Consider the following 22,566-nt stretch of genomic DNA (forward strand, 5'->3'; position numbering starts at 1 on the left):
AAGCTAAGCCTTTCAGCGCCGATGGTACTGCAGGGGGGACCCTGTGGGAGAGTAGGACGCCGCCGAACAATCATTGTGGGAAAGCCCCGCACCTTCTGGTGCGGGGCTTTTCTGCGTTCTGGGCACGGATGTTCTCCTGTAGGGTCAGGGGGCATCGTTCAAACGTTTCCCAGTGGAGGCCCCCGGGTGGAGGTCCAGGAGACTCGAGTCCAGACGGACCGAATTTTCACCATCCCGAACATCCTGAGCATGGCTCGCCTCGTCGGCGTGCCCCTGTTCCTCTGGCTCATCCTCACCGAGCAGGACGGCTGGGCGCTCTTCGTACTCATGCTCAGCGGCGTGAGCGACTACCTCGACGGAAAGCTCGCCCGGCGCTGGAACCAGATCAGCAACCTCGGCCGGCTGCTCGATCCCGCCGCCGACCGGCTGTACATCGTCTCCACGCTGATCGGCCTCACCTGGCGCGAGATCCTCCCGCTGTGGCTCACCCTCGCACTCTTCGCACGCGAGCTGATGCTCGCCGTCATGGTGCTCATCCTCCGCCGGCACGGCTATCCGCCCCCGCAGGTGAACTTCCTCGGCAAGGCGGCCACGTTCAACCTCATGTACGCCTTCCCGTTGCTTCTCCTGAGTGACGGCACTGGTGCACTCGCGTGGTTGGCGTCCGTTTTCGGATGGGCGTTCGCCGGATGGGGTACAACCCTCTATTGGTGGGCAGGGATCCTTTACGTGGTTCAGGTCCGCCGCCTGGTGAAGGCGGACGCCGCGGCCGACTGAGCCCGCCGCGAAGTCAGTGAAGACTCGCGGGGCTGTTGAGTCCTCGTGGGTGCGGTCGGCTGGACCGTCGTCTCTTCAAGGAGGATTCTTCCGACATGAAGGCCGTCGTGATGGCCGGTGGCGAAGGCACGCGCCTGCGCCCCATGACCTCGAGCATGCCCAAGCCGCTCCTGCCGGTTGCCAACCGGCCGATCATGGAGCACGTCCTCAGGCTCCTGAAGCGGCACGGGCTGAGTGAGACCGTGGTCACCGTTCAGTTCCTCGCCTCCCTCGTCAAGAACTACTTCGGCGACGGCGAGGAACTCGGCATGGAGCTCACCTATGCCCACGAGGAGAAGCCACTCGGCACCGCCGGAAGCGTGAAGAACGCCGAGGACGCTCTCAAGGACGACGCTTTCCTGGTGATCTCCGGCGATGCGCTCACCGACTTCGACCTCACCGACCTGATCCGGTTCCACAAGGAAAAGGGCGCGCTGGTCACGGTCTGTCTGACCCGGGTGCCCAATCCGCTGGAATTCGGCATCACCATCGTCGACGAGGCGGGCAAGGTCGAGCGGTTCCTGGAGAAGCCGACGTGGGGACAGGTGTTCTCGGACACCGTGAACACCGGCATCTACGTCATGGAGCCCGAGGTCTTCGACTACGTGGACCCCGACGTTTCCGTCGACTGGTCCGGTGACGTCTTCCCGCAGCTCATGAAGGAAGGCCGGCCCATCTACGGCTACATCGCCGAGGGCTACTGGGAGGACGTCGGCACCCACGAGAGCTACGTCAAGGCACAGGCCGACGTGCTCGAGGGCCGCGTCGAGGTCGACACGGACGGCTTCGAGATCTCTCCCGGGGTCTGGATCGCGGAAGGTGCCGAGGTCCACCCGGACGCGGTGCTCCGCGGCCCCCTCTACATCGGCGACTACGCCAAGGTCGAGGCCGGCGCCGAGATCCGCGAGCACACCGTCGTCGGCTCGAACGTGGTCGTGAAGAGCGGCGCCTTCCTGCACAGGGCCGTCGTCCACGACAACGTGTACATCGGGCCGCACAGCAACCTCCGCGGCTGCGTGATCGGCAAGAACACCGACATCATGCGCGCCGCGCGGATCGAGGACGGCGCGGTCATCGGCGACGAGTGCCTGGTCGGCGAGGAGTCGATCGTCCAGGGCAACGTCCGCGTCTACCCCTTCAAGACCGTCGAGGCCGGCGCCTTCGTCAACACCTCGGTCATCTGGGAGTCCCGCGGCACCGCCCACCTCTTCGGAGCCCGGGGCGTCTCCGGCATCCTCAACGTCGAGATCACCCCCGAGCTCGCCGTGCGGCTGGCAGGCGCCTACGCCACCACGCTCAAGAAGGGCGCGACCGTCACCACGGCCCGCGACCACTCCCGGGGCGCCCGCGCGCTCAAGCGGGCCGTGATCTCGGCGCTCCAGGCCAGCGCGATCGACGTACGCGACCTGGAGAACGTGCCGCTGCCGGTGGCCCGCCAGCAGACCGCCCGCGGCAGTGCCGGCGGGATCATGCTGCGGACCACTCCGGGTGTGCCGGACTCGGTCGACATCATGTTCTTCGACGAACGCGGTGCGGACCTCTCCCAGGCGGGGCAGCGGAAGCTGGACCGGGTGTACGCGCGCCAGGAGTACCGGCGTGCCTTCCCGGGCGAGATCGGCGACCTGCAGTTCCCGTCCAGCGTCTTCGACTCGTACACCGGGTCGCTGCTGCGGCGGGTGGACACCACCGGCATCGCGGACTCGGGGCTCAAGGTCGTCGTCGACGCCTCCAACGGCAGCGCCGGCCTCGTCCTGCCCAGCCTCCTCGGCCGGCTCGGCGTCGACGCCCTGACCATCAACCCGGGCCTCGACGAGTCGCGGCCCACCGAGACCGCCGAGTCCAGGCGCTCCGGCCTGGTCAGGCTCGGCGAGATCGTGGCCTCCGCGCGTGCGGCGTTCGGCGTCCGCTTCGACCCGGTCGGCGAGCGGATCTCGCTGGTCGACGAGCGGGGGCGGATCATCGAGGACGACCGGGCCCTGCTGGTCCTGCTCGACCTGGTCGCGGCGGAGCGGCGCAGCGGCAAGGTGGCGCTGCCGGTCACCACGACCCGCATCGCCGAGCAGGTGGCGGCGTACCACGGGACGCAGGTCGAGTGGACGACGACCTCGCCCGACGACCTGACGCGGGTCGGGCGGGCCGAGACGACGATCTTCGGCGGTGACGGCAAGGGCGGTCTGATCGTCCCCGAGTTCAGCAGCGTCTTCGACGGTGCCGCGGCGTTCGTCCGGCTGATCGGCCTGGTCGCGCGGACGCAGCTCACGCTGAGCCAGATCGACGCCCGGATACCGCGAGCCCACGTCCTCAAGCGGGACCTGGCCACGCCCTGGGCCGTCAAGGGGCTGGTCATGCGCCGGGTGGTCGAGGCCGCCGGCGACCGTGCCGTGGACACGACGGACGGCGTACGGGTCGTCGAGGCCGACGGGCGGTGGGCGCTGGTTCTGCCCGACCCGGCGGAGGCCGTGACGCACCTGTGGGCGGAGGGTCCCGACGACGCCTCCGCGCAGGCCCTGCTCGACGAGTGGTCGTCCGTGGTGGAGGGCGCCGGTCACCAGGGCGGCTGACCCCGGGGCCGGGGCGGCCGACGCGGCCGCCCCGGCCCGTACCGGGGGCGCATTCGGTGCCGGGCCCTGCGACGTGCGACGATGTGCCGCATGTCGCAGCCGCCCAACAACAGGAGCTCGGCCCCGGGGCCGTCGCGCCCGGACGCCTCCATGTCGCTGCTGACGCACGTGATGGACCACAGCCTCGACGAGGGCTATGCCGAGGCTTCCGCCCGCCGGGCGGCCGAGGGGACCGCGGGGCTGCCGCGCACCCTCAAGGCGAAACTCGCGCTCGCGGCCGGTCTCGTGCTGGCGGCGATGGTCGTCACGCTCGGCGCGGCGCAGGCGCGGATAGAGGCTCCGGTGCTCGCCAAGGAGCGCGAGGAGCTGATCGACCGGGTCGAGCGGGCGAACGCCGACGCCGACGGCCTGGAGAAGGAGATCGAGTCGCTGCGCACCGACGTCTCGGGACGTCAGCGGGCGGCGCTCAAGCAGCACGGCGGGGACCAGGGCGAACTGGTCGCCCTCCTGTCCGGGGCCACCGAGGTGCGGGGCCCCGGCCTGAAGCTGGTCGTGGACGACGCCAAGGACGCCGAGCAGGGCGGCGGGGGACCGCGCGAGAGCGCCGGGTTCTCCGACACCGGGCGGGTGCGTGACCGCGACATGCAGCGGATCGTCAACGGACTGTGGCAGGCGGGGGCGGAGGCCGTGTCCATCAACGGGCAGCGGCTGACCTCCCTGTCGGCCATCCGGGCAGCGGGTGACGCGATACTGGTCGACAACAAGCCGCTGGTACCGCCGTACGAGGTGCTGGCGGTGGGGGAGAAGAACCGGCTCCGCACGGACTTCCAGGACAGCGTCGACGGTCAGTATCTGCACGTGCTCCAGGAGAACTACGGCATCCGTTACACCGTCTCCACTGAAGACGACGTACGGCTTCCGGCGGCGTCCAGCCTGACCGTACGCACAGCAGAACCGAAGAAGGGTGCATCGTGATCGCCGTACTGGGCCTCGTGGTGGGAGTGGTGGTCGGACTTCTCGTCCGGCCCGAGGTGCCGGCCGTCGTCGAGCCCTACCTGCCGATCGCCGTCGTGGCGGCGCTCGACGCCGTGTTCGGCGGCCTGCGGGCGATGCTGGACGGGATCTTCGTCGACAAGGTCTTCGTCGTGTCGTTCCTGTCCAACGTGGTCGTCGCCGCGCTGATCGTGTTCCTCGGCGACAAGCTGGGCGTCGGCGCCCAGCTGTCGACGGGCGTGGTCGTCGTCCTCGGCATCCGCATCTTCTCCAACGCGGCCGCCATCCGCCGGCACGTGTTCCGGGCGTGAGGCCGATGAGTACGGAGAACCCCCAGAACCCCCAGGATCCGGAGAGCCCGGAGCCTGCGGAGAACGGCGTCCCGGCCGGCCCCGGCGAGGAGCGCCCGGCCCCCGAGGAGACCGGCCGCCAGCGGCTGGCCGCGGGGCTGTGGCCGCCGCGGGTGACGCGCGCCCAACTGGTCGTCGCGCTGCTGCTGTTCGTGCTGGGTCTGGGGCTCGCGATCCAGGTGCGGTCCAACAGCGATTCGAGCGCGCTGCGCGGTGCCCGCCAGGAGGACCTGGTCCGCATCCTGGACGAGCTGGACGGGCGTACCAAGCGCCTGGAGGACGAGAAGCAGCGGCTGGAGGACCAGCGCAGGGAGCTGGAGAACTCCTCCGACCAGGCCGAGGAGGCCCGTAAGCAGACCATCGAGAAGGAGCGCCAACTCGGCATCCTGGCGGGCACGGTGGCGGCCGAGGGGCCGGGCATCACGCTGCGGGTGATCGACCCGAAGAACCTGATCGAGTCGGACATGCTGCTGGACGCGATCCAGGAGCTGCGCGCCGCGGGTGCGGAGGCGATCCAGGTCAACGGCGTCCGGGTGGTCGCCGACACGTACTTCTCCGACGCGGACGGCGGCGGGGTCGCCGTGGACGGTCGGAAGATCACACCGCCGTACGAGTTCAAGGTCATCGGCAAGCCGCAGGACCTCGAACCCGCCCTCAACATCCCCGGCGGGGTCATCCAGACGCTCGAGAAGGAGCAGGCCACCGCCATGGTGACCCGATCGGCCAAGATCGTCGTAGATGCCTTGCGGGCGGCGAAGCAGCCTGACTACGCTCGGTCGTCATCGTCATGAGGAACGCCAGGGGACGCGGCGGGCTGTGGTGCTCCCCACGCGGGCGGGTGCTTGCGGGGGGTCGGCGCACCGATAGGGCGGTGCGTGGTGGAAACTGTCTGGTGGTTACGGACGTTGTGAGAATGTCCGGGTCGGCAGGTGTGTGCATTCAGGATCCCTGCCCCACGGGCGGGTCTGTTTCAGTCAAGGGGAATCGCCCGTGAAGTTGTTTGAGAAGTTGTTCGGCAAGAAGGCGCGTGAGGACAGCGGCAAGCACCGCGCCGCCCGCGCCGATGAGCTGCAGGAGCAGGGCGACCGCCCGCTGTTCCGCGACGAGGTCGCCGGATCGGGCGACAATTCGGGCGCGTCGTCCGTTGACCCGGCCGGGTCCGGGCGCATAGGTTTCGGTGAACCATCAACCTCTAGTACGGGTGGAGGGTTCGCCCCCGATCCGTACGCAACCCATGCCTCCGCGGGTCAGCCGCGGCGCGAGGAGCCGTCCATGTTGGTGTGCGGCAGGTGCGGGCACCGCAATGGCGAGGACAGCCGTTTCTGCTCGAACTGCGGCGCACCGCTGCGGCCGGGTCTGACGCCGGAGCGTGCCTCGGAGACCACGTCGACCATCTCGATCTCCGGTCTCGAGGCCTACGAGGCGGAGGCGACCGGGCAGACGCTCGCGCCCTCCCTCTCGCCGGAGGCCCAGGCCGCGGTGGACGCCCTGCCCCCGGGCTCGGCGCTGCTGATCGTCCGGCGCGGCCCCAACTCGGGCAGCCGCTTCCTGCTGGACGGCGAGCTGACCACGGCGGGCCGGCACCCGCAGAGCGACATCTTCCTGGACGACGTCACCGTCTCCCGGCGGCACGTCGAGTTCCGCAGGGGCCAGGACGGACGCTTCACCGTGGCCGACGTCGGCAGCCTGAACGGCACGTACGTCAACCGTGAGCCGATCGACTCGGTCGCGCTCAACAACGGCGACGAGGTGCAGATCGGCAAGTACCGACTGGTCTTCTACGCGAGCCAGCGAGGCATCTGACTCCCCCGGACGACATCGGGGGAATCCCCACCAGGGAAGGTCCATGCTGCGTACACCGACGGGCGGTGCCGGAAACGGCACCGCCGGCTCGGTCGGGCGGCTGGTGAGCATCGGGACGGTGCTCAACCTGCTGCGTGACGAGTTCCCCGAAGTCACCATTTCCAAGATCCGTTTCCTGGAGGCCGAGGGGCTCGTCGAGCCCCGGCGCACACCCTCGGGCTACCGCAAGTTCAGCCCCGACGACGTCGAGCGGCTGGCCCGGATCCTGCGCCTCCAGCGCGACCACTACCTGCCCCTGAAGGTGATCCGCGAGCAGCTGGACGCGATCGACCGGGGCGAGCAGGTGCGCATCCCCGCGCCTTCCCCGCAGGGCGACCCGGTGGTGTCCGCCGCCGAGGCCGGCGCCGTGCGGGCCACGGTGGCCCGGGTCGGCCGCGCCGAGCTCCTCGCCGCCGCCGAGGTGGACGAGGCCCAGCTGGCCGAGTGGGAGTCGTACGGGCTGATCGCCGAGACCCCGGGCGGCGGCTTCGACGCCGAGGCCGTCACCGTCGCCAGGCTGGTGGCCGATCTCGGCCGGTACGGTCTCGAGCCGCGTCACCTGCGCGCCATGAAGGCCGCCGCCGACCGGGAGGCCGGCTTGGTCGAACAGGTGGTGGCACCCCTGCGGCGGCACCGGAACCCGCAGACCAGGGCGCATGCCGAGGCCACCGTGCGGGAGCTGGCGGGACTGTCCGTACGCCTGCACGAGGCGCTGGTCCGGACCGCTCTCGGGGTACGTCTGCACTGATCTTGGGCGGTCCCGACTACCCAAACCCACGCGGCAGGTCCTAGGGTTGCTGTGTGAACGAGCTCGACGTCGTGGGTGTCCGGGTGGAAATGCCCTCCAACCAGCCGATCGTGCTCCTGCGCGAAGTGGGAGGCGACCGTTACCTCCCCATTTGGATCGGTCCAGGGGAGGCGACCTCCATCGCCTTGGCCCAGCAGGGGATGGCCCCTGCCAGGCCGCTGACCCACGACCTCTTCAAGGACGTGCTGGAAGCGCTGGGCGAGGAGATCAGCGAGGTCCGCATCACGGACCTGCGGGAAGGCGTCTTCTACGCCGAGCTGGTCTTCGCCAGCGGGGTGGAGGTGAGCGCACGCCCCTCCGACGCCATAGCGCTGGCCCTGCGCACCGGATCGCCGATCTACGGCAGTGACCGCGTGCTGGACGACGCCGCGATCGCGATTCCGGACGAGCAGGAGGACGAGGTCGAGAAGTTCCGGGAGTTCCTGGACCAGATCTCGCCCGAGGACTTCGGCACCGGCACGCAGTGACCCGACCTCAAGGGAACCTCAAGTCATTCGAGTAGCCTTTCCCCGCGGAGGGGTACGGGAAACCACTCTCAGGGTGATTATCACTCGGCGTGCCGAGTGTGGCGATCGTTGACGCACCCCTGGTGACTGCCTACCGTCGAGATGGCAGGTCAAGGACGGAGGGTCGGCGTGAGAATCAGCGGCGACGGTACGACCGGGGGCATCCCCGCGCGCGGTCCGGGGGAGGGCGGGGCGTACCCGCTGTACGGCGGTGCGGTGGGCTCCGCGCGCCGTCTTCCGGAACCCACGGTGGTCAACGAGGACCCGGCATCCGAGGAGATCGGCTACCGGGGGCCGACCGCCTGTGCCGCAGCGGGCATCACGTACCGGCAGCTCGACTACTGGGCGCGCACCGGGCTGGTCGAGCCCAGCGTGCGCCCCGCGTACGGATCCGGCACGCAGCGGCTGTACAGCTTCCGCGACGTCGTCGTCCTCAAGATCGTCAAGCGCTTCCTCGACACCGGGGTCGCGCTGCAGAACATCCGCACCGCCGTCCAGCACCTGCGGAACCGGGGCTTCGCCGATCTGGAGCGCATGACGCTCATGAGCGACGGTGCCACGGTCTACGAGTGCACCTCGCCGGACGAGGTCGTGGACCTGCTCCAGGGCGGGCAGGGCATCTTCGGTATCGCCGTGGGCGTGGTCTGGCGCGACGTGGAGCACGCGCTGTCCCAGCTGCACGGCGAGCGCGTCGACACGGGCGAGACGCTGATCGGCCACAACCCGGCCGACGAGCTCGCCAGGCGGCGGAACAGGGCCGGGTAGCGAACGGCCCGGACACGGGTACGAGCGTTCCGGGCCGTTGTCAGTGGCGTAGGGCAGCATCGGGGCCGTGAGAGCCGCGCCCACCATCCTGCATCTGGACATGGATGCGTTCTTCGCCGCCGCCGAGCAGGCGGCGAAGCCGAGCCTGCGCGGGAAGCCCGTGATCGTGGGCGGCCTCGGGCCGCGCGGAGTGGTGTCCACCGCGTCCTACGAGGCGCGGCGGTTCGGCGTCCACTCGGCGATGCCGATGGCCCAGGCCCGCCGGCTCTGCCCCAACGGCGCGTACCTGGTGCCGCGCTTCTCCCTCTACCGCTCGGTGAGCGAGCAGGTCATGGCACTGCTGCGGGAGCTGTCCCCGCTCGTGGAGCCGCTGAGCCTGGACGAGGCGTTCGTGGACCTGGAGGCGGGCGGGGTCGCCTTCGACGAGCCGTCGGCCAGGGCGGTGGGTGAGCGGCTGCGGGCCGACATCAGGGAGGTGACCGGCCTCAGCGGGTCCGTGGGGCTGGCCGGCTCCAAGATGCTGGCCAAGATCGCTTCGGAGCAGGCCAAGCCGGACGGGATGGTGCTGATCCGGCCCGGGACGGAGCGGGAGCTGCTGGCGCCGATGCCGGTGCGGACGCTGCCCGGGGTGGGCCCGGCGACCGGGGAGCACCTGAGGCGGGCCGGGATGACCACGGTGGGGGAGCTGGCCGGCGCGGGTGAGGACGAGCTGGTGCGGCTGCTGGGGCGGGCGCACGGGGTGGCGCTGTACCGCATGGCGCTGGGTCTGGACGACCGGGCGGTGGTGGCGGAGCGGGACGCGAAGTCCGTGTCCGTCGAGGACACGTTCGACGTGGACTTGCACGACCGGATGCGGATCAGGTTCGAGGTCCAGCGGCTGGCCGACCGGTGCGTGGAGCGGCTGCGGGGCTCGGGGCACTCCGGGCGGACCATCGTGCTCAAGGTGCGCCGGTACGACTTCTCGACGCTGACCCGCTCGGAGACCCTGCGGGGGCCCACGGACGACCCGGCGGTGGTCAGGGAGGCCGCGCTGCGGCTGCTCGACGCCGTGGACACCACGGGCGGGGTGCGGCTGCTGGGGGTCGGGGTCTCGGGCCTCGCGGACTACACGCAGGAGGACCTCTTCGCGCAGGCCGCCGAGGAGGGGCGGGATGCCGCGGAAGAGCCCCGGGAAGGGGCGCCGGAGGCCCTGGGAGGCGCCGAGGGGGACACCCCGGCACACCAGTCCGGGGTGCCGGCGGAGCGGCGCTGGCCGGCCGGGAGTGACGTCCGGCACATCGAGTACGGGGCGGGATGGGTGCAGGGCAGCGGGGTGGGGAGGGTCACGGTGCGGTTCGAGGAGCCCGGTTCGGAGCGGCCGGGGAGGGTCCGTACGTTCCTGGTCGACGATCCGGAGCTGGCGCCGGCCGAGCCGCTGCCGCTGGTCGACCCCGAGCGCGCCGGAGCCCGGGCCGCGCGGCGGGAGGCCGCGGCGGCCGGGGTTCCGGGGCGGGACGGGCGTACCGCGGAGGCGGCGGGGCGTACGACCGCGGGGGCGGGCCGTGCCGCCGGCGGGGCGTCCCGGGAGGGGGCGGGGGCGGGTGCCGGTCAGGCCTCCTCGGAGCCCGCCAGGCGGCCGAAATCGCGGTCGGGGGGCGGTGGGGAGGCGAGTTCTCCGGGGAGCGAGACGTCCAGCCCGTAGTGGTGGTAGAGCTGGAGTTCCTGTTCCGGGGAGAGGTGGCGGCCCACGCCGAAGTCAGGGGCGTCCTTGATCAGGGCGCGGTCGAAGGGCACGTGCAGGGTGCCGGAGACCACCTCGCTGGGCTCCAGGGGGACGAAGGCGTCCCGGCTGAAGAGTCCGGTACGGACGGCGGCCCACTCCGGCTCACCGGTGGCGTCGTCGAGGTAGACCTCGTCGATGGTGCCGATCTTGGTGCCGTTGCGGTCGAACGCCTTGCGGCCGATCAGGCTGCGCGGATCGATGTCGGTCTGCACGGTCCCTCCATTTGGTCGCAACTCCTCCGTTACGACTACAAAAGTGCATATTCGAAGAGGGGGCCACTCGAGGGAGCCCCGGAGACCTCGCTGGTAGTCTGGTTTCCGGCTGCTGACCCCGTGCGGGAGAGTCCTCCGATCGAGTCGCGAAAGGCTCACCCGGTGGCGCCGAAGGAGCAAATCCTCCCCGGAATCTCTCAGGCAGACGTACCGCTCGGACGAGGCCACTCTGGAAAGCAGGGCGGGCGTCGGACGTGCTCCGGAACCCCTCCTCACCGACGGTGAAAGCCGGCGACCCCTCGTGGAGCGCCGGTGAAGCTCTCAGGTTGAGATGACAGAGGGGGAGGCCGTCCGGGTGCCCGCGCCGTGGCACCCCTCGCAGGTCGTCAGACCAGGAGGCCTCCGCCCATGACCGCCAGTCGTACTCCGCTCTCCCACCTGGAGCGCGGTATTCCCTTCGAGCAGCGCCACATCGGCCCCGACACCGAGGCCCAGGCCAAGATGCTCGCCCAGGTCGGCTACGGCTCGCTCGACGAGCTCACGGCGGCCGCTGTGCCTGACGTGATCAAGAGCGCCGAGGCCCTGAACCTCCCCGGCGCCCGCACCGAGGCCGAGGTGCTGGCCGAGCTGCGCGACCTCGCCTCCCGCAACGAGGTGCTGGCCCCGATGATCGGTCTGGGCTACTACGGCACCTTCACGCCGCCGGTGATCCTGCGCAACGTCATGGAGAACCCGGCCTGGTACACCGCGTACACGCCGTACCAGCCCGAGATCTCGCAGGGCCGCCTCGAGGCCCTGATCAACTTCCAGACCGTGGTCGCCGACCTCACCGGCCTGCCCACCTCGGGCGCCTCGCTGCTCGACGAGGGCACCGCGGCCGCCGAGGCCATGACGCTGGCCCGCCGTGTCGGCAAGGTCAAGGGCGGGGTCTTCCTCGTCGACGCCGACGCGCTGCCGCAGACCATCGCCGTCATCGAGACCCGCGCCGAGCCCACCGGCATCGAGGTCCTCGTCGCCGACCTCTCCGAGGGCATCCCGGCCGAGGCCGTCGAGCGCGGCGTCTACGGCGTGCTCATCCAGTACCCGGGCGCCTCCGGCGCGGTCCGCGACATCAAGCCGCTGATCGACCAGGCCCACGAGCTCGGCGCGATCGTCACCGTCGCCGCCGACCTGCTCGCCCTCACCCTGCTCGCCTCCCCGGGCTCCCTCGGCGCGGACATCGCCGTCGGCACCACCCAGCGCTTCGGCGTCCCGATGGGCTTCGGCGGCCCGCACGCCGGCTACATGGCCGTCCAGGAGAAGCACGCCCGCTCCCTGCCCGGCCGCCTGGTCGGCGTCTCCGTCGACGCGGACGGCAACAAGGCGTACCGCCTGGCGCTCCAGACCCGCGAGCAGCACATCCGCCGCGAGAAGGCCACCAGCAACATCTGCACCGCGCAGGTGCTCCTCGCCGTCATGGCCGGCATGTACGCGGTCTACCACGGCCCGGACGGCCTGAAGCAGATCGCCCAGCGCACCCACCGCTATGCCGCCATCCTGGCCGCGGGCCTCACCGCCGCCGGTGTGGAGCTGGTCCAGGGCGCGTTCTTCGACACCCTCACCGCGCGCGTCCCCGGCCGCGCCGCCGAGGTCGTCGCCGCCGCCCGCCAGGGCGGGGTCAACCTGCACCTGGCCGACGCCGACCACGTGTCGATCTCCTGTGACGAGACCACCGGCCGCGAGCAACTCGCCGCCGTGTGGTCCGCCTTCGGTGCCGAGGGCGACGTCGAGGCGCTGGACGCCGCCACCGCGGACGCCCTGCCGGAGGCGCTGCTGCGCACCGACGAGTACCTGACCCACCCGGTCTTCCACCAGCACCGCTCCGAGACCGCGATGCTGCGCTACCTGCGCAAGCTCTCGGACAAGGACTACGCGCTGGACCGCGGCATGATCCCGCTGGGCTCCTGCACCATGAAGCTCAACGCGACCACCGAGATGGAGGCGGTGACCTGGCCCGAGTTCGGCCAGCTGCACCCCTTCGCGCCGATCGACCAGGCCCAGGGCTACGCCACGCTCATCAACGAGCTGGAGGAACGTCTCTGCGAGGTCACCGGCTACGACAAGGTCTCCATCCAGCCGAACGCGGGTTCACAGGGTGAGCTGGCCGGTCTGCTCGCCGTCCGCGCCTACCACCGTGCGAACGGCGACGAGCAGCGCACCATCTGCCTCATCCCGTCCTCCGCGCACGGCACCAACGCCGCCAGCGCGGTCATGGCCGGCATGAAGGTCGTCGTGGTCAAGACCGCCGACGACGGCGAGGTCGACGCCGAGGACCTGCGCGCCAAGATCGAGCAGTACCGCGACGAGCTCGCCGTGCTGATGATCACCTACCCGTCCACGCACGGTGTGTTCGAGGAGCACGTCGCCGACATCTGCGCCCAGGTGCACGACGCCGGCGGCCAGGTGTACGTCGACGGCGCCAACCTGAACGCCCTGGTCGGCCTCGCCAAGCCGGGTCACTTCGGCGGCGACGTCTCGCACCTGAACCTGCACAAGACCTTCTGCATCCCGCACGGCGGCGGCGGCCCGGGCGTCGGCCCGGTCGCGGTCCGGTCCCACCTGGCCCCGTACCTGCCGAACCACCCGCTCCAGCCCACCGCGGGCCCGGAGACCGGTGTCGGCCCGATCTCGGCCGCCCCGTGGGGCTCGGCCGGCATCCTGCCGATCTCCTGGTCGTACGTGCGCCTGATGGGCGGCGAGGGCCTCAAGCGCGCCACCCAGGTGGCCGTGCTCGGCGCCAACTACATCGCCAAGCGCCTGGAGCCGCACTTCCCGGTGCTGTACACCGGCCCGGCCAACCTGGTCGCGCACGAGTGCATCATCGACCTGCGCCCGCTGTCGAAGTCGACCGGCGTCTCGGTGGACGACATCGCCAAGCGCCTCATCGACTACGGCTTCCACGCGCCGACCATGTCCTTCCCGGTGGCCGGCACGCTCATGATCGAGCCGACCGAGTCCGAGGACCTGATCGAGCTCGACCGCTTCTGCGACGCGATGATCGCCATTCGCGCCGAGATCGAGCGGGTCGCCTCCGGCGAGTGGCCGGCGGACGACAACCCGCTGCACAACGCCCCGCACACCGCGGCGGCGCTGGGCGGCGAGTGGAACCACCCGTACACCCGTGACGAGGCGGTCTTCCCGGCCGGTGTCAACGCCGCAGAGAAGTACTGGCCGCCGGTGCGCCGCATCGACGGTGCCTTCGGCGACCGGAACCTGGTCTGCTCCTGCCCGCCGCTGGACGAGTACGACAACTGACCGGTGAGCGGCGTCCGTAGGCCGCCGCACCTCGGCTGACGACGAAGGGGCCGGCCCGGAGGGAGAACCTCCGGGCCGGCCCCTTCGTCGTGGCCCCGTGCCGGGTCGCCCCGGCCCCGTACTCGGCCGCCGCGGCCCGTGCTCAGGCCGCCTTGGCCCCGTGCTCAGGCCGCCTTGGCCACCGCGAGCGGGCGGTGCGGCGCGATGATCTGGCCGTCCGGCAGCAGCTCACCGGTGTCCTCGAAGACGACGACGCCGTTGCACAGCAGGCTCCAGCCCTGCTCCGGGTGGTGCGCCACGAGCTGGGCGGCCTCCCGGTCGGCTGAGTCGGCTGAAGGGCAGGCAGGCTGGTGCTGGCACATGGATGCGTTCTTTCGCTGCGGTGTGGTGAGTGTCGTCCTGCGGCTCGAATCGGTGTTCATGGCCGCCCCCCGTCAATCGGTCGGTCAGTTCCCCAGTGGGGTCTTCCCGCCGGAGCGGGAGCAGGACCCCAGTGTTGCCCTACGGAGGTCGGTCCGCAGGGATTTCCTGGCAGCTGTCCTCACTGATTGATGACGCATCACCCTTGCGGGCGGTTCAGCCCAACTACCCTGTCTCTTCGGATGGTTCACGGATGGTCCGGGCGGACTAGCCCGAATGGCGCAACCGGGTCAGGCAGGTGTGGCCAGGGCGGGCGGTGCCAGCCGGTGGGTCAGTACGGGCAGCAGTTCGGACACCGGGTGCGGGCGGTACGCGGCGATCCCCGGCGGGGCCGGGGCCAGCGGCACCAGCAGGTCCGCCGCGGCGGGCAGGCCCGAGGCCGCGTCCGCACCGGCCGAGCCGTGCAGCCACAGGGTGAGCATGTACAGCTCCGGTACGGACAGCAGGCGCGCCTGGTAGTGGCCGGCCACCGACTCGGCCTGGCGCAGGGCGCGTTCGGTCGCGGCGACGTAGGGGCCCTCGAAGAAGTGGGAGAAGGCCCACCCGTCGGGCGTGAGCATGGTGTCCGCCGCTGCCACGAACCGGTCGCCGCCGCGGATCAGGAAGCGCCAGCCGGTGAGCCGGGTGCGGGGCGGGCGGCCCCCGGCGGTGACGCGGTCCAGGACGTGCACCGGCAGCGGCAGCTCGGCGGTGACCTGGCCGCCCCGGAGCGCGCGCAGGGCCGGGGTGTGCGCCTCGTGGACGGCCGCGGGGGACCGGAGTGCCGCGAGGACGCTGCGCAGGGCGGGCGCGGGGGCCGGGGGGACATGCAGCGGCATAGTGGGTCGCCTCTCACATGGGAGGTGTGGAACGGGGCAGGTGCGGACGGCGCTGTCGCATTCTGGGGCCAGAGGGGGGCTGTGGGGCAATGGCCGGGCGCCAACTCTCTGCCTCGTTTGCGGAGTTTATACGACATGTGTTCACACAGTGTTTCGGCTAGCTGTCCCGCCCATTGCGGGCAAGGCGCTTACCGGTCCCGCTGTCGTGGATTTGATGCCGCGTGCTCGCGCGATTCGCTCGTTGACCTCGGAGATTACCGGAAGGGGGCTCGGCTGAAAAGCGGTGGTCGTATAAAGCGGCACGGGCACAAGGTAATTGCGGGTTGCCGTATTTCTCTGTCACATGCCGGAGGGAGGTGCCGAAGCGCCGCTTCGGCCAAACCGGCGCACGCTCCCCGCCACAAGCGCCCGCGCGGCGTTATCGATCACCGCCCCGGGGCATCATCGACCGTGACGCGGGCCCCGGGCCCGCCATTCGAGGAGGGACGCTTCGATGGGGGAGAAGGTCGTGGCAGGCGGATTCGACCTGTCCGATCGGCAACGGTACCGGAGGAAGCTCCACGAGTGCCTAGAGGGACTGGGGCGACTTCTGGCGGAGAAGAGGTTCGATCGTCCCAAGAATCTGATGGGGCTGGAGATCGAGCTGAATCTCGCGGGTCCCGACGGGCTGCCGCGAATGATGAATGCGCAGGTGCTGGACCGAATAGCGAGTCCGGATTTCCAGACGGAACTCGGCATGTTCAACCTGGAAGTGAACATCGTCCCGCACCGCCTGGACGGCCGGGTATTCGACCGGCTCGTCGAAGAACTGAGCACCGGGCTCGGATATGCCCACCGGATGGCCGCCGAGATCGACGCGGGCGTGGTGATGATCGGAATCCTGCCGACCATCGCGCACGCCGACGTCGTCACGGCCAACCTGTCGGACGTGGACCGCTACTCGCTGCTCAACGAGCAGATCGTCACGGCCCGGGGCGAGGACTTCACCCTCGACATCGAGGGGGTCGAGCGGCTGAGCTGCACCTCGACCTCGATCGTCCCCGAAGCGGCCTGCACCTCGGTGCAGTTGCACCTCCAGGTCACCCCGGCGCGCTTCGCCGCGGTGTGGAACGCGGCGCAGTGCGTCACCGCGGCCCAGATCGCCGTCGGCGCCAACTCCCCCTTCCTCTTCGGCCGCGAGCTGTGGCGCGAGTCCCGGCCCCCGCTGTTCACGCAGGCCACCGACACCAGGCCGCCGGAGCTCCAGGCCCAGGGCGTGCGGCCGCGCACCTGGTTCGGCGAGCGGTGGGTGGAGTCCGCGTACGAGCTCTTCGAGGAGAACGTGCGCTTCTTCCCGGCGCTGCTGCCCATCTGCGACGAGGAGGAACCGCTGCGCGTCCTCGCCGAGGGCGGGGTGCCCCGGCTCCAGGAGATGGTGCTGCACAACGGCACGGTCTACCGCTGGAACCGGCCGGTGTACGGGGTCGCCGACGGCAAGCCGCACCTGCGGGTGGAGAACCGGGTGCTGCCGGCCGGCCCGACGGTGGTCGACGTGGTCGCCAACGCCGCCTTCTACTACGGGCTGGTGCGCACCCTGGCCGAGGAGCCGCGCCCGGTGTGGACCCGGATGCCGTTCGCCGAGGCGGAGGCCAACTTCGACGCCGCCTGCCGCTACGGCATCGACGCACGGTTGCGCTGGCCCCGCAAGGGCCGTGGCGGGGGCCTCGCCAGTGTGCCGGCCGCCACCCTGGTCCTCGACGAACTGCTGCCGATGGCCGCGGCGGGCCTGGACGCCTGGGGGATTGAGCCGGCCGACCGGGACCGTTACCTCGGCATCATCGAGGAGCGGTGCCGCCGCCGGGCCAACGGAGCCACCTGGCAGGTCGAGACGTACCACCGGGCCCGCTCCGCCGGCATGCGCCGGGACCAGGCGCTCGCCGCGCTGACCCGCCGCTACGCCGAACTCAGCCACCGCGGGGACCCGGTGCACACCTGGCCGGTCGGCCTGCCCGACGAGGAGCCGGCCGCAGCGGCGGCGGTCAGCCGCGCCCGACGGCCGTGATCGCCTTCAGGATCACCGTGTGGATCTGGGTGGGGTCGCTGACGCGGTAGGCGGCCCCGCCCGTGGCGGCGGCGATCGGCCCGAGTTCCCGCACGTCCGCGTCCGGGCCGATCGCGAGGGCGATCAGCGGCACGGGGCGCTCGGGATCCGCCAGCGCCTTCAGCTGCGCCACCAGCGCTTCGCGGGAGACGGAGCCCGGGTCCTCGTTCACGCCGTCGGTGAGGATGACCAGCGCGTTGAACTTGCCGCGGGCGTACGAGTCCCGCGCCGCCCGGTACGCGGCGAGCGTGGTGTCGTACAGGCCGGTGGCGCCGTCCGGTTCGGGGCTGAGGCCGTTGAAGGCGGCCACCAGCCGCTGCTGCTGGGTGGACCCGTCGGCGGCGCGCTCGCCGAGGCGGGCGGTCGGCACCAGCTCGCGGTAGTCGCGTTCGCCGTCGAGGCGGGTGGCGAACTCCCACAGTCCCACCTCGTCCTCGGGGGTGAAGGTGGCGAGGCCCTGCAGGAGCGAGGCGCGGGTGACCTCCATGCGGGAGCTGTCGCCGTGCCCGGGCACCGGCGCCGCCATCGAGCCGGAGGCGTCGACCACCGTGGTCAGCCGGGCGGCCTGCACCGTGATCGTCCACATCGCCAGGGCCTCCTGCACCTCCTTGGCGGTGGGCGGCTGGGTGAGCGTGGCCGAGGCGGGCTGCGCCGCGTCCCCGCCCGCCCGCCGGACCACGGCGGGCGCCGGGGTGGCCCGGCGGTCGCGGAAGCCGTGCCGGGCGAGGGTGGCGCGGCCCTCCGTGTCGCCGAGGAGCCGCAGGAAGCGCATGGCGGCCCGGTTCTCGTCCAGGTCCAGCCGCCGCTCGTCGACCAGCGTGTACGGGTAGTCGAGCAGCGGCGCCCCGTCCGTCGGGTAGAAGAGCGCGAGGGGCACGCCCTCGTCCCGGGCGTTGTGCGCGTGCGCGGCCTGCTCCGAGAGGATCACCGCCTGGCTGCGCCGGGGGTTGGTGCGCTCGGCGTCCGTCTCGTCGCGCGGCAGGGTCCCCGGTACGAGCGCGTCGGTCTCGGCCACCCGCTGGGAGAGGACCTTGGCCGCGCCCGCCGCGACCACGTCGCCGTCCGGGCCCATGGCGCGGGCGGAGGCGGCGATCCGGCCGAGGGCCAGCAGGGCGGTGGCGCTGTTCGCCGGGTCGGCGGCGCCCATCCGCAGCTGGTCGGAACGGAGGCCGGCCGCGGCCAGGCCGGCCCAGGTGTACGTGGTCTTGGGCCAGCCCATGATCCCGGCGGCGGACGGGGCCGCGGCGAGCACCACCGGCGAGGAGGCCACCTCGCCGAGGCCGGCCACCGGCAGGGACTCGGGCTGGAGGCGGGTGCGTTCGACCCAGGCCTCGGAGTCGGGGATCCAGACGTCGAAGGCGGGGTCCCGGCGGCCGGTGCCCAGTTCGAGCGAGACCTCGCGGGACTCGCGGGCGGTGACGGCCAGCGCCAGGCACTGACCGTCGGAGGTGATGCGCTGCCTGCGGGCGCGCTCGGCGGTCTCCCGTACCGCGGGGGCGATGTCCGGGCTGGCGACGATGCGCAGCCTCACGGACCGGTCGGCGCAGGAGTCGCCGAAGGACGGCAGCAGGCCCTGCGCGGCGGCGACGGCGCAGGTGCCGGCGGCCAGCGCGAGGGCGGTGCCGATCACCACGGAACGGCGGCCGGCCCGGCGCGGGGGCCGCTCTTCCGCGGTGCCGCGCGAGTCGGGCAGGCTGTGACGTCCCATGCTGGTCGTGCCCTTCCATGAACCCCGAGGCGAAGCCGGGCAGGCAGTATGGGAAGGCAGCGCTCCCCGCCGACGCACGCGATCTTCGTGCGCGCTGGCGAGACCCTAGCGGGGCGGCGGTGCGGATGGAACGGGATTGCTGAATCGGAGTCAGTCGTGCGGGCGCAGCAGGGAACAGAGGTCGGGGCATTGCGGGCGGTGGAGCAGGAAAAGGGGGTCCTGAGGACGGAGACGCTGCTGGTCCTGGCGCTGTCGCTGGGTGCGAGCGCGCTGTCCGCGCTGATCAGCTTCATCGGTTCGGTGACCAGGCCGGGGGGCCTGAAGGACCAGGCCGCCACCCTCAACGCCTCGCACGCGCCCGGCCGTCCGTGGCTGGACCTCGCCTGGCAGCTGTTCGGCATCGCCTCTGCGCTCGTCCCGGTCCTGCTCGTCGCCCACCTGCTGACCCGCGAGGGTGCCCCGGGGCTGCGGGTGCTGGGCTTCGACCGGTCGCGGCCCTGGTGGGACCTGGGGCGCGGGACGCTGGTGGCGGCCGGGATCGGCAGTGCGGGGCTGGCGTTCTACCTGGTGGCGCGGGCGTCCGGGGCCAACCTGACGGTGGTGCCGGAGGCGCTGCCCGACGTGTGGTGGAAGTTCCCCGTACTGATCCTCTCCGCGGTGCAGAACGCCGTGGTGGAGGAGGTCATCGTGCTCGGGTACCTGCTGCGCAGGCTCGGGCAGCTCGGCTGGACCCCGATGGGTGCGCTGCTCGCCTCCTCGCTGCTGCGCGGGTCGTACCACCTGTACCAGGGCATCGGGGGGTTCATCGGCAACGCGGTGATGGGCGTCGTCTTCGTCCTGCTGTACCGCAGGTGGGGGCGGGTGGGTCCGCTGGTGGCCGCGCACGCGCTGCTCGACGTCGTGGCGTTCGTCGGGTACGCGGTGCTGGCGGGGCGGGTGGACTGGCTGCCGACCCGCTGACCCGGAGGCGGCGGGGGCGCCGGCTCACCAGGGGGCGGGCAGGAGTTCGCCGTCCAGGACGGTGACCGCGGCGCCCGTGAGGAGGACGCGGTCTCCGTCGAGCCGGACGCGGACGGTGCCCTGGCGGGTGCCGCCCTGGAGTCCGGTGAGGGTGTCGCGGCCGAGGCGGGCGGCCCAGAAGGGGGCGAGGGCGGTGTGGGCGCTGCCGGTCACCGGGTCCTCGTCGATGCCGAGGGCGGGGAAGAAGCAGCGCGAGGCGAAGTCGTACCCGCGGGACGGGTCCTCGGCGGGGGCCGTCACGATCACCCCGTGCCTGCCGTAGGCGCGGAGGGCGGCGAGGCCGGGGGCGAGCGCGCGTACGGTCCGCTCGTCCGCCACCTCCACGACCAGGTCGCCGATGTGGGCGGCGGTGTCGTGGACGGACAGCACCTCGGTGCCGAGGGCGGCCACCACTTCGGGCGGAGCCGGGACCGGGGTGAGGGGGGAGGCGGGGAAGTCGAGCGTGTACGTGCCGTCGCCGGCGGCCCGGGCGGTGAGCGGTCCGCAGCGGGCGGAGAAGCGGAGCGTGCCGGTGCCGGTGTTTGTGGCGGCGGTGGTGGTGGTCAGGACGTGGGCGGCGGCGAGGGTGGCGTGCCCGCACATGTCGACCTCGGTCAGCGGCGTGAACCAGCGCAGCGCCCAGTCGGCCGTGCCGCCGGGCGGCAGGCCGTGGACGAACGCGGTCTCGGGCAGGTTGACCTCCGCCGCGACCCGCTGCAGCCACTCGTCGGCCGGAAACCCGGGACCGTCCAGCACCACGACCCCGGCGGGATTCCCGGAGAAGGGCCGGTCGGTGAAGGCGTTGACGGTACGGATGCGCATGCCGTGAAACCTACGCGGGAGGCCGCTTTCCGGCCAAGGTGAACTTCCGGCCGTCGATGCAGGCCCGGGACGCGGTGGACCGTACGCGCGGCCGGGTTCGGCGTTCGTGTCCGCTCAGTCCTGCAGGACTCGGCCGGCCATCGCCTCCCGCCGGTCGTGTGTTCTGGTGGACATCGGGGCCTCATCCACGGACGGGTCCCCGCCGACGGCCGGGCCCTCGCCCATCGCCCGCCCGAGCATCACCGTGACGGCCTGCCTCTGCAGGACGTGGACGGCTGCGGGCAGACGGTGCGCCCGGTGGACGGGGAGTGAAACGGCCAGGCACTCGGCTTCGGCGTGGACGGTCGTGGGGATCGCCGCGCAGACGGTCCCCACGGCGTACTCCTCGAGCGAGAGCGCGGGGCGCCTGGGGGAGAGGTCGTCGAGGTTGCTCAACAGCACCTGCGGGGAGGTGATGGTCCGGGGGGTGAGGCGATGCACGGGGTGGCGCGCCAGGTGATCCATCCGCTGCTCGGGCCCGAGCTGGGCCAGCAGGCTCTTCCCGATCGCGGTGGCGTGTGCCGCGGTGCGGAAGTCCACCCATTCCTCGACTAGCGGGGCCTGCGGGCTCCAGGCCGCGGCCACGACGGTGACCTCCCCCTCGTCGTAGCGGGCGAAGTAGGCGGCGGCCGAGGCGGTGTCGCGGGTGAGGGCGAGGCTCCGCTGGAGGCGGGCCTCGGCGGCATCGGCGGAGGCGTCGCCGGCCCCGGGCCAGAGCGTGAACGCGTCAGTCCCGGCGCGCACGAGGAGGCCCTCGGCGACGAGGAGCCGCAGGAGCTCCTCCAAGGCGTGTCCGCGGAGCCCGGAGCTGCGGGCGAGCTGGGCGGTGCCGATACCGCCGCGGTGCCGGGCGACGGCATCGAGAACCCGGAGGGCCAGGTGCACGGTCGTGACCGCGGCCTGCGCTGGACGGAACTCGACGGCCCTGCGGGCCGGCTCGGCCAGCCGGGCGGGCCGCAGAACGTACGGCGACCAGTGGACGGAGCGCCGGCCGTCGCGGACCGCGACGGGGCGAACCGTCCGGCACTTGTCCGGGGAGGCCGGCAGCATCCAGACCGGAGGGGGCAGTAGGCGCGGGACGCGCCGCCGTAGCCCGAGGAGCAGGCGCTCGAACTCGCCGGCTCGTCGTTCGGCCTGCTCGGCAGCTTGTCGGGCGGCGTCCCGCTCCGCCTCCGCGCGGTCGAGCCGCAGGCGCAGGTCGGCTGCATCGGCCCTGGCCGTCCCGAGCGCATGGAGGAGCAGCGACGCGGTCCCACGCACCCGTTCGGCCTCGTGCTGCGCGAGACGGGCCTGCTCGAGCTCCTCGTACAGCCTGATCGTCCGTTCATGGGCCGCGAGCAAGGCGGCCTCGGCGGACTCCGGAACGGGGGCTGGCGGGCCGAGGTGCCGGGCGCGGGACCACAGGTCCTTCGCCCGGGCGAGTTCCGCGGCCGCGGCGCGGTCCGGGCCCTCGGGAAAGCAGAGGTCCGCCACCGCCTCGACCAGGTCCCATTGAAGGCCCTCGCCGGCCAGGCGTTCGCGCAACCGGCGCAGGTCCGGCACGGTCTCGTCGCTGAAGTGTTCGGTCGTCAGGCCCCGATGGAGCTGTCTGACGGACATCGCGGCCCGGTCGAGCCAGGACCGGACCAGGCCCACGATCTCGTCGACCTCCGTGCAGTGGCCGCGTGGCGGCCCCCACGGGCGCCCCGGGCGCCGCTTCTCCCCGCCCAATTCCGCCGACCCTTCCGACGAGTTGTGCACCGGACAACCGGGGTTGTCCCCGGAACAAACA

At 71.9% G+C, this 22,566-nt stretch carries 18 protein-coding genes, 1 pseudogene and 1 riboswitch; of the genes and pseudogenes, 13 read left to right on the top strand and 6 right to left on the bottom strand.

Annotation, left to right across the window (positions count from 1 at the left end; all coding sequences use genetic code 11):
* Window positions 1–186: 186 nt before the first annotated feature.
* The 10 genes and pseudogenes from ACIQUQ_RS31025 to ACIQUQ_RS31070 all read left to right on the top strand — a co-directional run.
* The gene (locus tag ACIQUQ_RS31025) at window positions 187–777 is read left to right on the top strand and encodes a CDP-alcohol phosphatidyltransferase family protein (RefSeq protein WP_399958378.1); all 591 of its coding nucleotides are present in this window, start codon (window positions 187–189) and stop codon (window positions 775–777) included.
* 95 nt (window positions 778–872) lie between these two features.
* A complete protein-coding gene (locus tag ACIQUQ_RS31030) occupies window positions 873–3,377 on the top strand; it encodes a sugar phosphate nucleotidyltransferase (RefSeq protein WP_403982591.1) in 2,505 nt (834 codons plus the stop codon).
* Window positions 3,378–3,458: 81 nt separating this feature from the next.
* On the top strand, window positions 3,459–4,352 hold the full coding sequence (locus ACIQUQ_RS31035; RefSeq protein ID WP_403982593.1) for a DUF881 domain-containing protein: 894 nt from the start codon (window positions 3,459–3,461) through the stop codon (window positions 4,350–4,352).
* On the top strand, window positions 4,349–4,681 hold the full coding sequence (locus ACIQUQ_RS31040) for a small basic family protein (RefSeq protein ID WP_003970459.1): 333 nt from the start codon (window positions 4,349–4,351) through the stop codon (window positions 4,679–4,681). Before ACIQUQ_RS31035 ends, ACIQUQ_RS31040 begins: the two co-directional genes overlap by 4 nt.
* A 5-nt stretch (window positions 4,682–4,686) precedes the next feature.
* On the top strand, window positions 4,687–5,511 hold the full coding sequence (locus tag ACIQUQ_RS31045; RefSeq protein ID WP_403982595.1) for a DUF881 domain-containing protein: 825 nt from the start codon (window positions 4,687–4,689) through the stop codon (window positions 5,509–5,511).
* 94 nt (window positions 5,512–5,605) lie between these two features.
* On the top strand, window positions 5,606–6,523 hold the full coding sequence (locus ACIQUQ_RS31050) for an FHA domain-containing protein (protein WP_403982808.1): 918 nt from the start codon (window positions 5,606–5,608) through the stop codon (window positions 6,521–6,523).
* A gap of 43 nt (window positions 6,524–6,566) precedes the next feature.
* A complete protein-coding gene (locus ACIQUQ_RS31055; protein ID WP_403982598.1) occupies window positions 6,567–7,310 on the top strand; it encodes a MerR family transcriptional regulator in 744 nt (247 codons plus the stop codon).
* A 53-nt stretch (window positions 7,311–7,363) separates the two neighbouring features.
* Window positions 7,364–7,837, top strand: a complete 474-nt coding sequence (locus ACIQUQ_RS31060; RefSeq protein WP_399958364.1) for a bifunctional nuclease family protein — start codon at window positions 7,364–7,366, stop codon at window positions 7,835–7,837.
* A gap of 168 nt (window positions 7,838–8,005) precedes the next feature.
* Window positions 8,006–8,641, top strand: coding sequence for a MerR family transcriptional regulator (locus ACIQUQ_RS31065; RefSeq protein ID WP_403982600.1), 636 nt, complete (start codon window positions 8,006–8,008; stop codon window positions 8,639–8,641).
* A 67-nt stretch (window positions 8,642–8,708) separates the two neighbouring features.
* Window positions 8,709–10,162: pseudogene (locus ACIQUQ_RS31070) on the top strand (DNA polymerase IV); the annotation flags it as partial.
* A 66-nt stretch (window positions 10,163–10,228) separates the two neighbouring features.
* Here ACIQUQ_RS31070 and ACIQUQ_RS31075 read toward each other — a convergent pair.
* Window positions 10,229–10,615: a PRC-barrel domain-containing protein gene (locus tag ACIQUQ_RS31075; RefSeq protein WP_403982602.1), complete on the bottom strand. Its 387-nt coding sequence runs from the start codon at window positions 10,613–10,615 to the stop codon at window positions 10,229–10,231.
* 113 nt (window positions 10,616–10,728) lie between these two features.
* Window positions 10,729–10,838, top strand: a riboswitch (glycine riboswitch).
* A 185-nt stretch (window positions 10,839–11,023) separates the two neighbouring features.
* On the opposite strand from ACIQUQ_RS31075, the gene gcvP reads away from it, so the two are divergent.
* Complete coding sequence (gene gcvP, locus ACIQUQ_RS31080; RefSeq protein ID WP_403982604.1) at window positions 11,024–13,909, top strand: aminomethyl-transferring glycine dehydrogenase; 2,886 nt, start codon at window positions 11,024–11,026, stop codon at window positions 13,907–13,909.
* 164 nt (window positions 13,910–14,073) lie between these two features.
* Here gcvP and ACIQUQ_RS31085 read toward each other — a convergent pair whose 3' ends face one another.
* Both ACIQUQ_RS31085 and ACIQUQ_RS31090 read right to left on the bottom strand, forming a co-directional pair.
* The gene (locus ACIQUQ_RS31085; RefSeq protein WP_399958352.1) at window positions 14,074–14,271 is read right to left on the bottom strand and encodes a DUF5999 family protein; all 198 of its coding nucleotides are present in this window, start codon (window positions 14,269–14,271) and stop codon (window positions 14,074–14,076) included.
* A gap of 288 nt (window positions 14,272–14,559) precedes the next feature.
* A complete protein-coding gene (locus ACIQUQ_RS31090; RefSeq protein ID WP_403666315.1) occupies window positions 14,560–15,147 on the bottom strand; it encodes a hypothetical protein in 588 nt (195 codons plus the stop codon).
* 493 nt (window positions 15,148–15,640) lie between these two features.
* On the opposite strand from ACIQUQ_RS31090, the gene ACIQUQ_RS31095 reads away from it, so the two are divergent.
* Window positions 15,641–17,188 carry a glutamate--cysteine ligase gene (locus ACIQUQ_RS31095; RefSeq protein ID WP_403982606.1) on the top strand — a complete coding sequence of 516 codons (1,548 nt, stop codon included), beginning with the start codon at window positions 15,641–15,643 and terminating at the stop codon, window positions 17,186–17,188.
* Here ACIQUQ_RS31095 and ACIQUQ_RS31100 read toward each other — a convergent pair.
* The gene (locus tag ACIQUQ_RS31100) at window positions 17,166–18,935 is read right to left on the bottom strand and encodes a substrate-binding domain-containing protein (RefSeq protein WP_403982608.1); all 1,770 of its coding nucleotides are present in this window, start codon (window positions 18,933–18,935) and stop codon (window positions 17,166–17,168) included. The two genes, ACIQUQ_RS31095 and ACIQUQ_RS31100, sit on opposite strands and share 23 nt — an antisense overlap.
* A 135-nt stretch (window positions 18,936–19,070) precedes the next feature.
* Here ACIQUQ_RS31100 and ACIQUQ_RS31105 point away from each other — a divergent pair, with 135 nt between their 5' ends.
* Window positions 19,071–19,895, top strand: a complete 825-nt coding sequence (locus ACIQUQ_RS31105; protein WP_403982811.1) for a CPBP family intramembrane glutamic endopeptidase — start codon at window positions 19,071–19,073, stop codon at window positions 19,893–19,895.
* Between the two features lie 24 nt (window positions 19,896–19,919).
* Here ACIQUQ_RS31105 and ACIQUQ_RS31110 read toward each other — a convergent pair whose 3' ends face one another.
* On the bottom strand, window positions 19,920–20,756 hold the full coding sequence (locus ACIQUQ_RS31110) for a PhzF family phenazine biosynthesis protein (protein ID WP_403982610.1): 837 nt from the start codon (window positions 20,754–20,756) through the stop codon (window positions 19,920–19,922).
* Between the two features lie 114 nt (window positions 20,757–20,870).
* A complete protein-coding gene (locus ACIQUQ_RS31115; RefSeq protein ID WP_403982613.1) occupies window positions 20,871–22,505 on the bottom strand; it encodes an IclR family transcriptional regulator C-terminal domain-containing protein in 1,635 nt (544 codons plus the stop codon).
* Window positions 22,506–22,566: the final 61 nt, after the last annotated feature.

Origin of the sequence: Streptomyces sp. NPDC101118 (genome assembly GCF_044759445.1) — a bacterium.
Classification (GTDB): Bacteria; Actinomycetota; Actinomycetes; order Streptomycetales; family Streptomycetaceae; genus Streptomyces.

Bases quoted from the DNA above. Each gene is read 5' to 3' on its own strand.
- ACIQUQ_RS31030 (WP_403982591.1), top strand. From the start codon at position 873: ATGAAGGCCGTCGTGATGGCCGGTGGCGAAGGCACGCGCCTGCGCCCC.
- ACIQUQ_RS31035 (WP_403982593.1), top strand. From the start codon at position 3,459: ATGTGCCGCATGTCGCAGCCGCCCAACAACAGGAGCTCGGCCCCGGGG.
- ACIQUQ_RS31045 (WP_403982595.1), top strand. From the start codon at position 4,687: ATGAGTACGGAGAACCCCCAGAACCCCCAGGATCCGGAGAGCCCGGAG.
- ACIQUQ_RS31055 (WP_403982598.1), top strand. From the start codon at position 6,567: ATGCTGCGTACACCGACGGGCGGTGCCGGAAACGGCACCGCCGGCTCG.
- gcvP (WP_403982604.1), top strand. From the start codon at position 11,024: ATGACCGCCAGTCGTACTCCGCTCTCCCACCTGGAGCGCGGTATTCCC.
- ACIQUQ_RS31085 (WP_399958352.1), bottom strand. From the start codon at position 14,271: ATGTGCCAGCACCAGCCTGCCTGCCCTTCAGCCGACTCAGCCGACCGG.
- ACIQUQ_RS31090 (WP_403666315.1), bottom strand. From the start codon at position 15,147: ATGCCGCTGCATGTCCCCCCGGCCCCCGCGCCCGCCCTGCGCAGCGTC.
- ACIQUQ_RS31095 (WP_403982606.1), top strand. From the start codon at position 15,641: ATGGGGGAGAAGGTCGTGGCAGGCGGATTCGACCTGTCCGATCGGCAA.
- ACIQUQ_RS31100 (WP_403982608.1), bottom strand. From the start codon at position 18,935: ATGGGACGTCACAGCCTGCCCGACTCGCGCGGCACCGCGGAAGAGCGG.
- ACIQUQ_RS31110 (WP_403982610.1), bottom strand. From the start codon at position 20,756: ATGCGCATCCGTACCGTCAACGCCTTCACCGACCGGCCCTTCTCCGGG.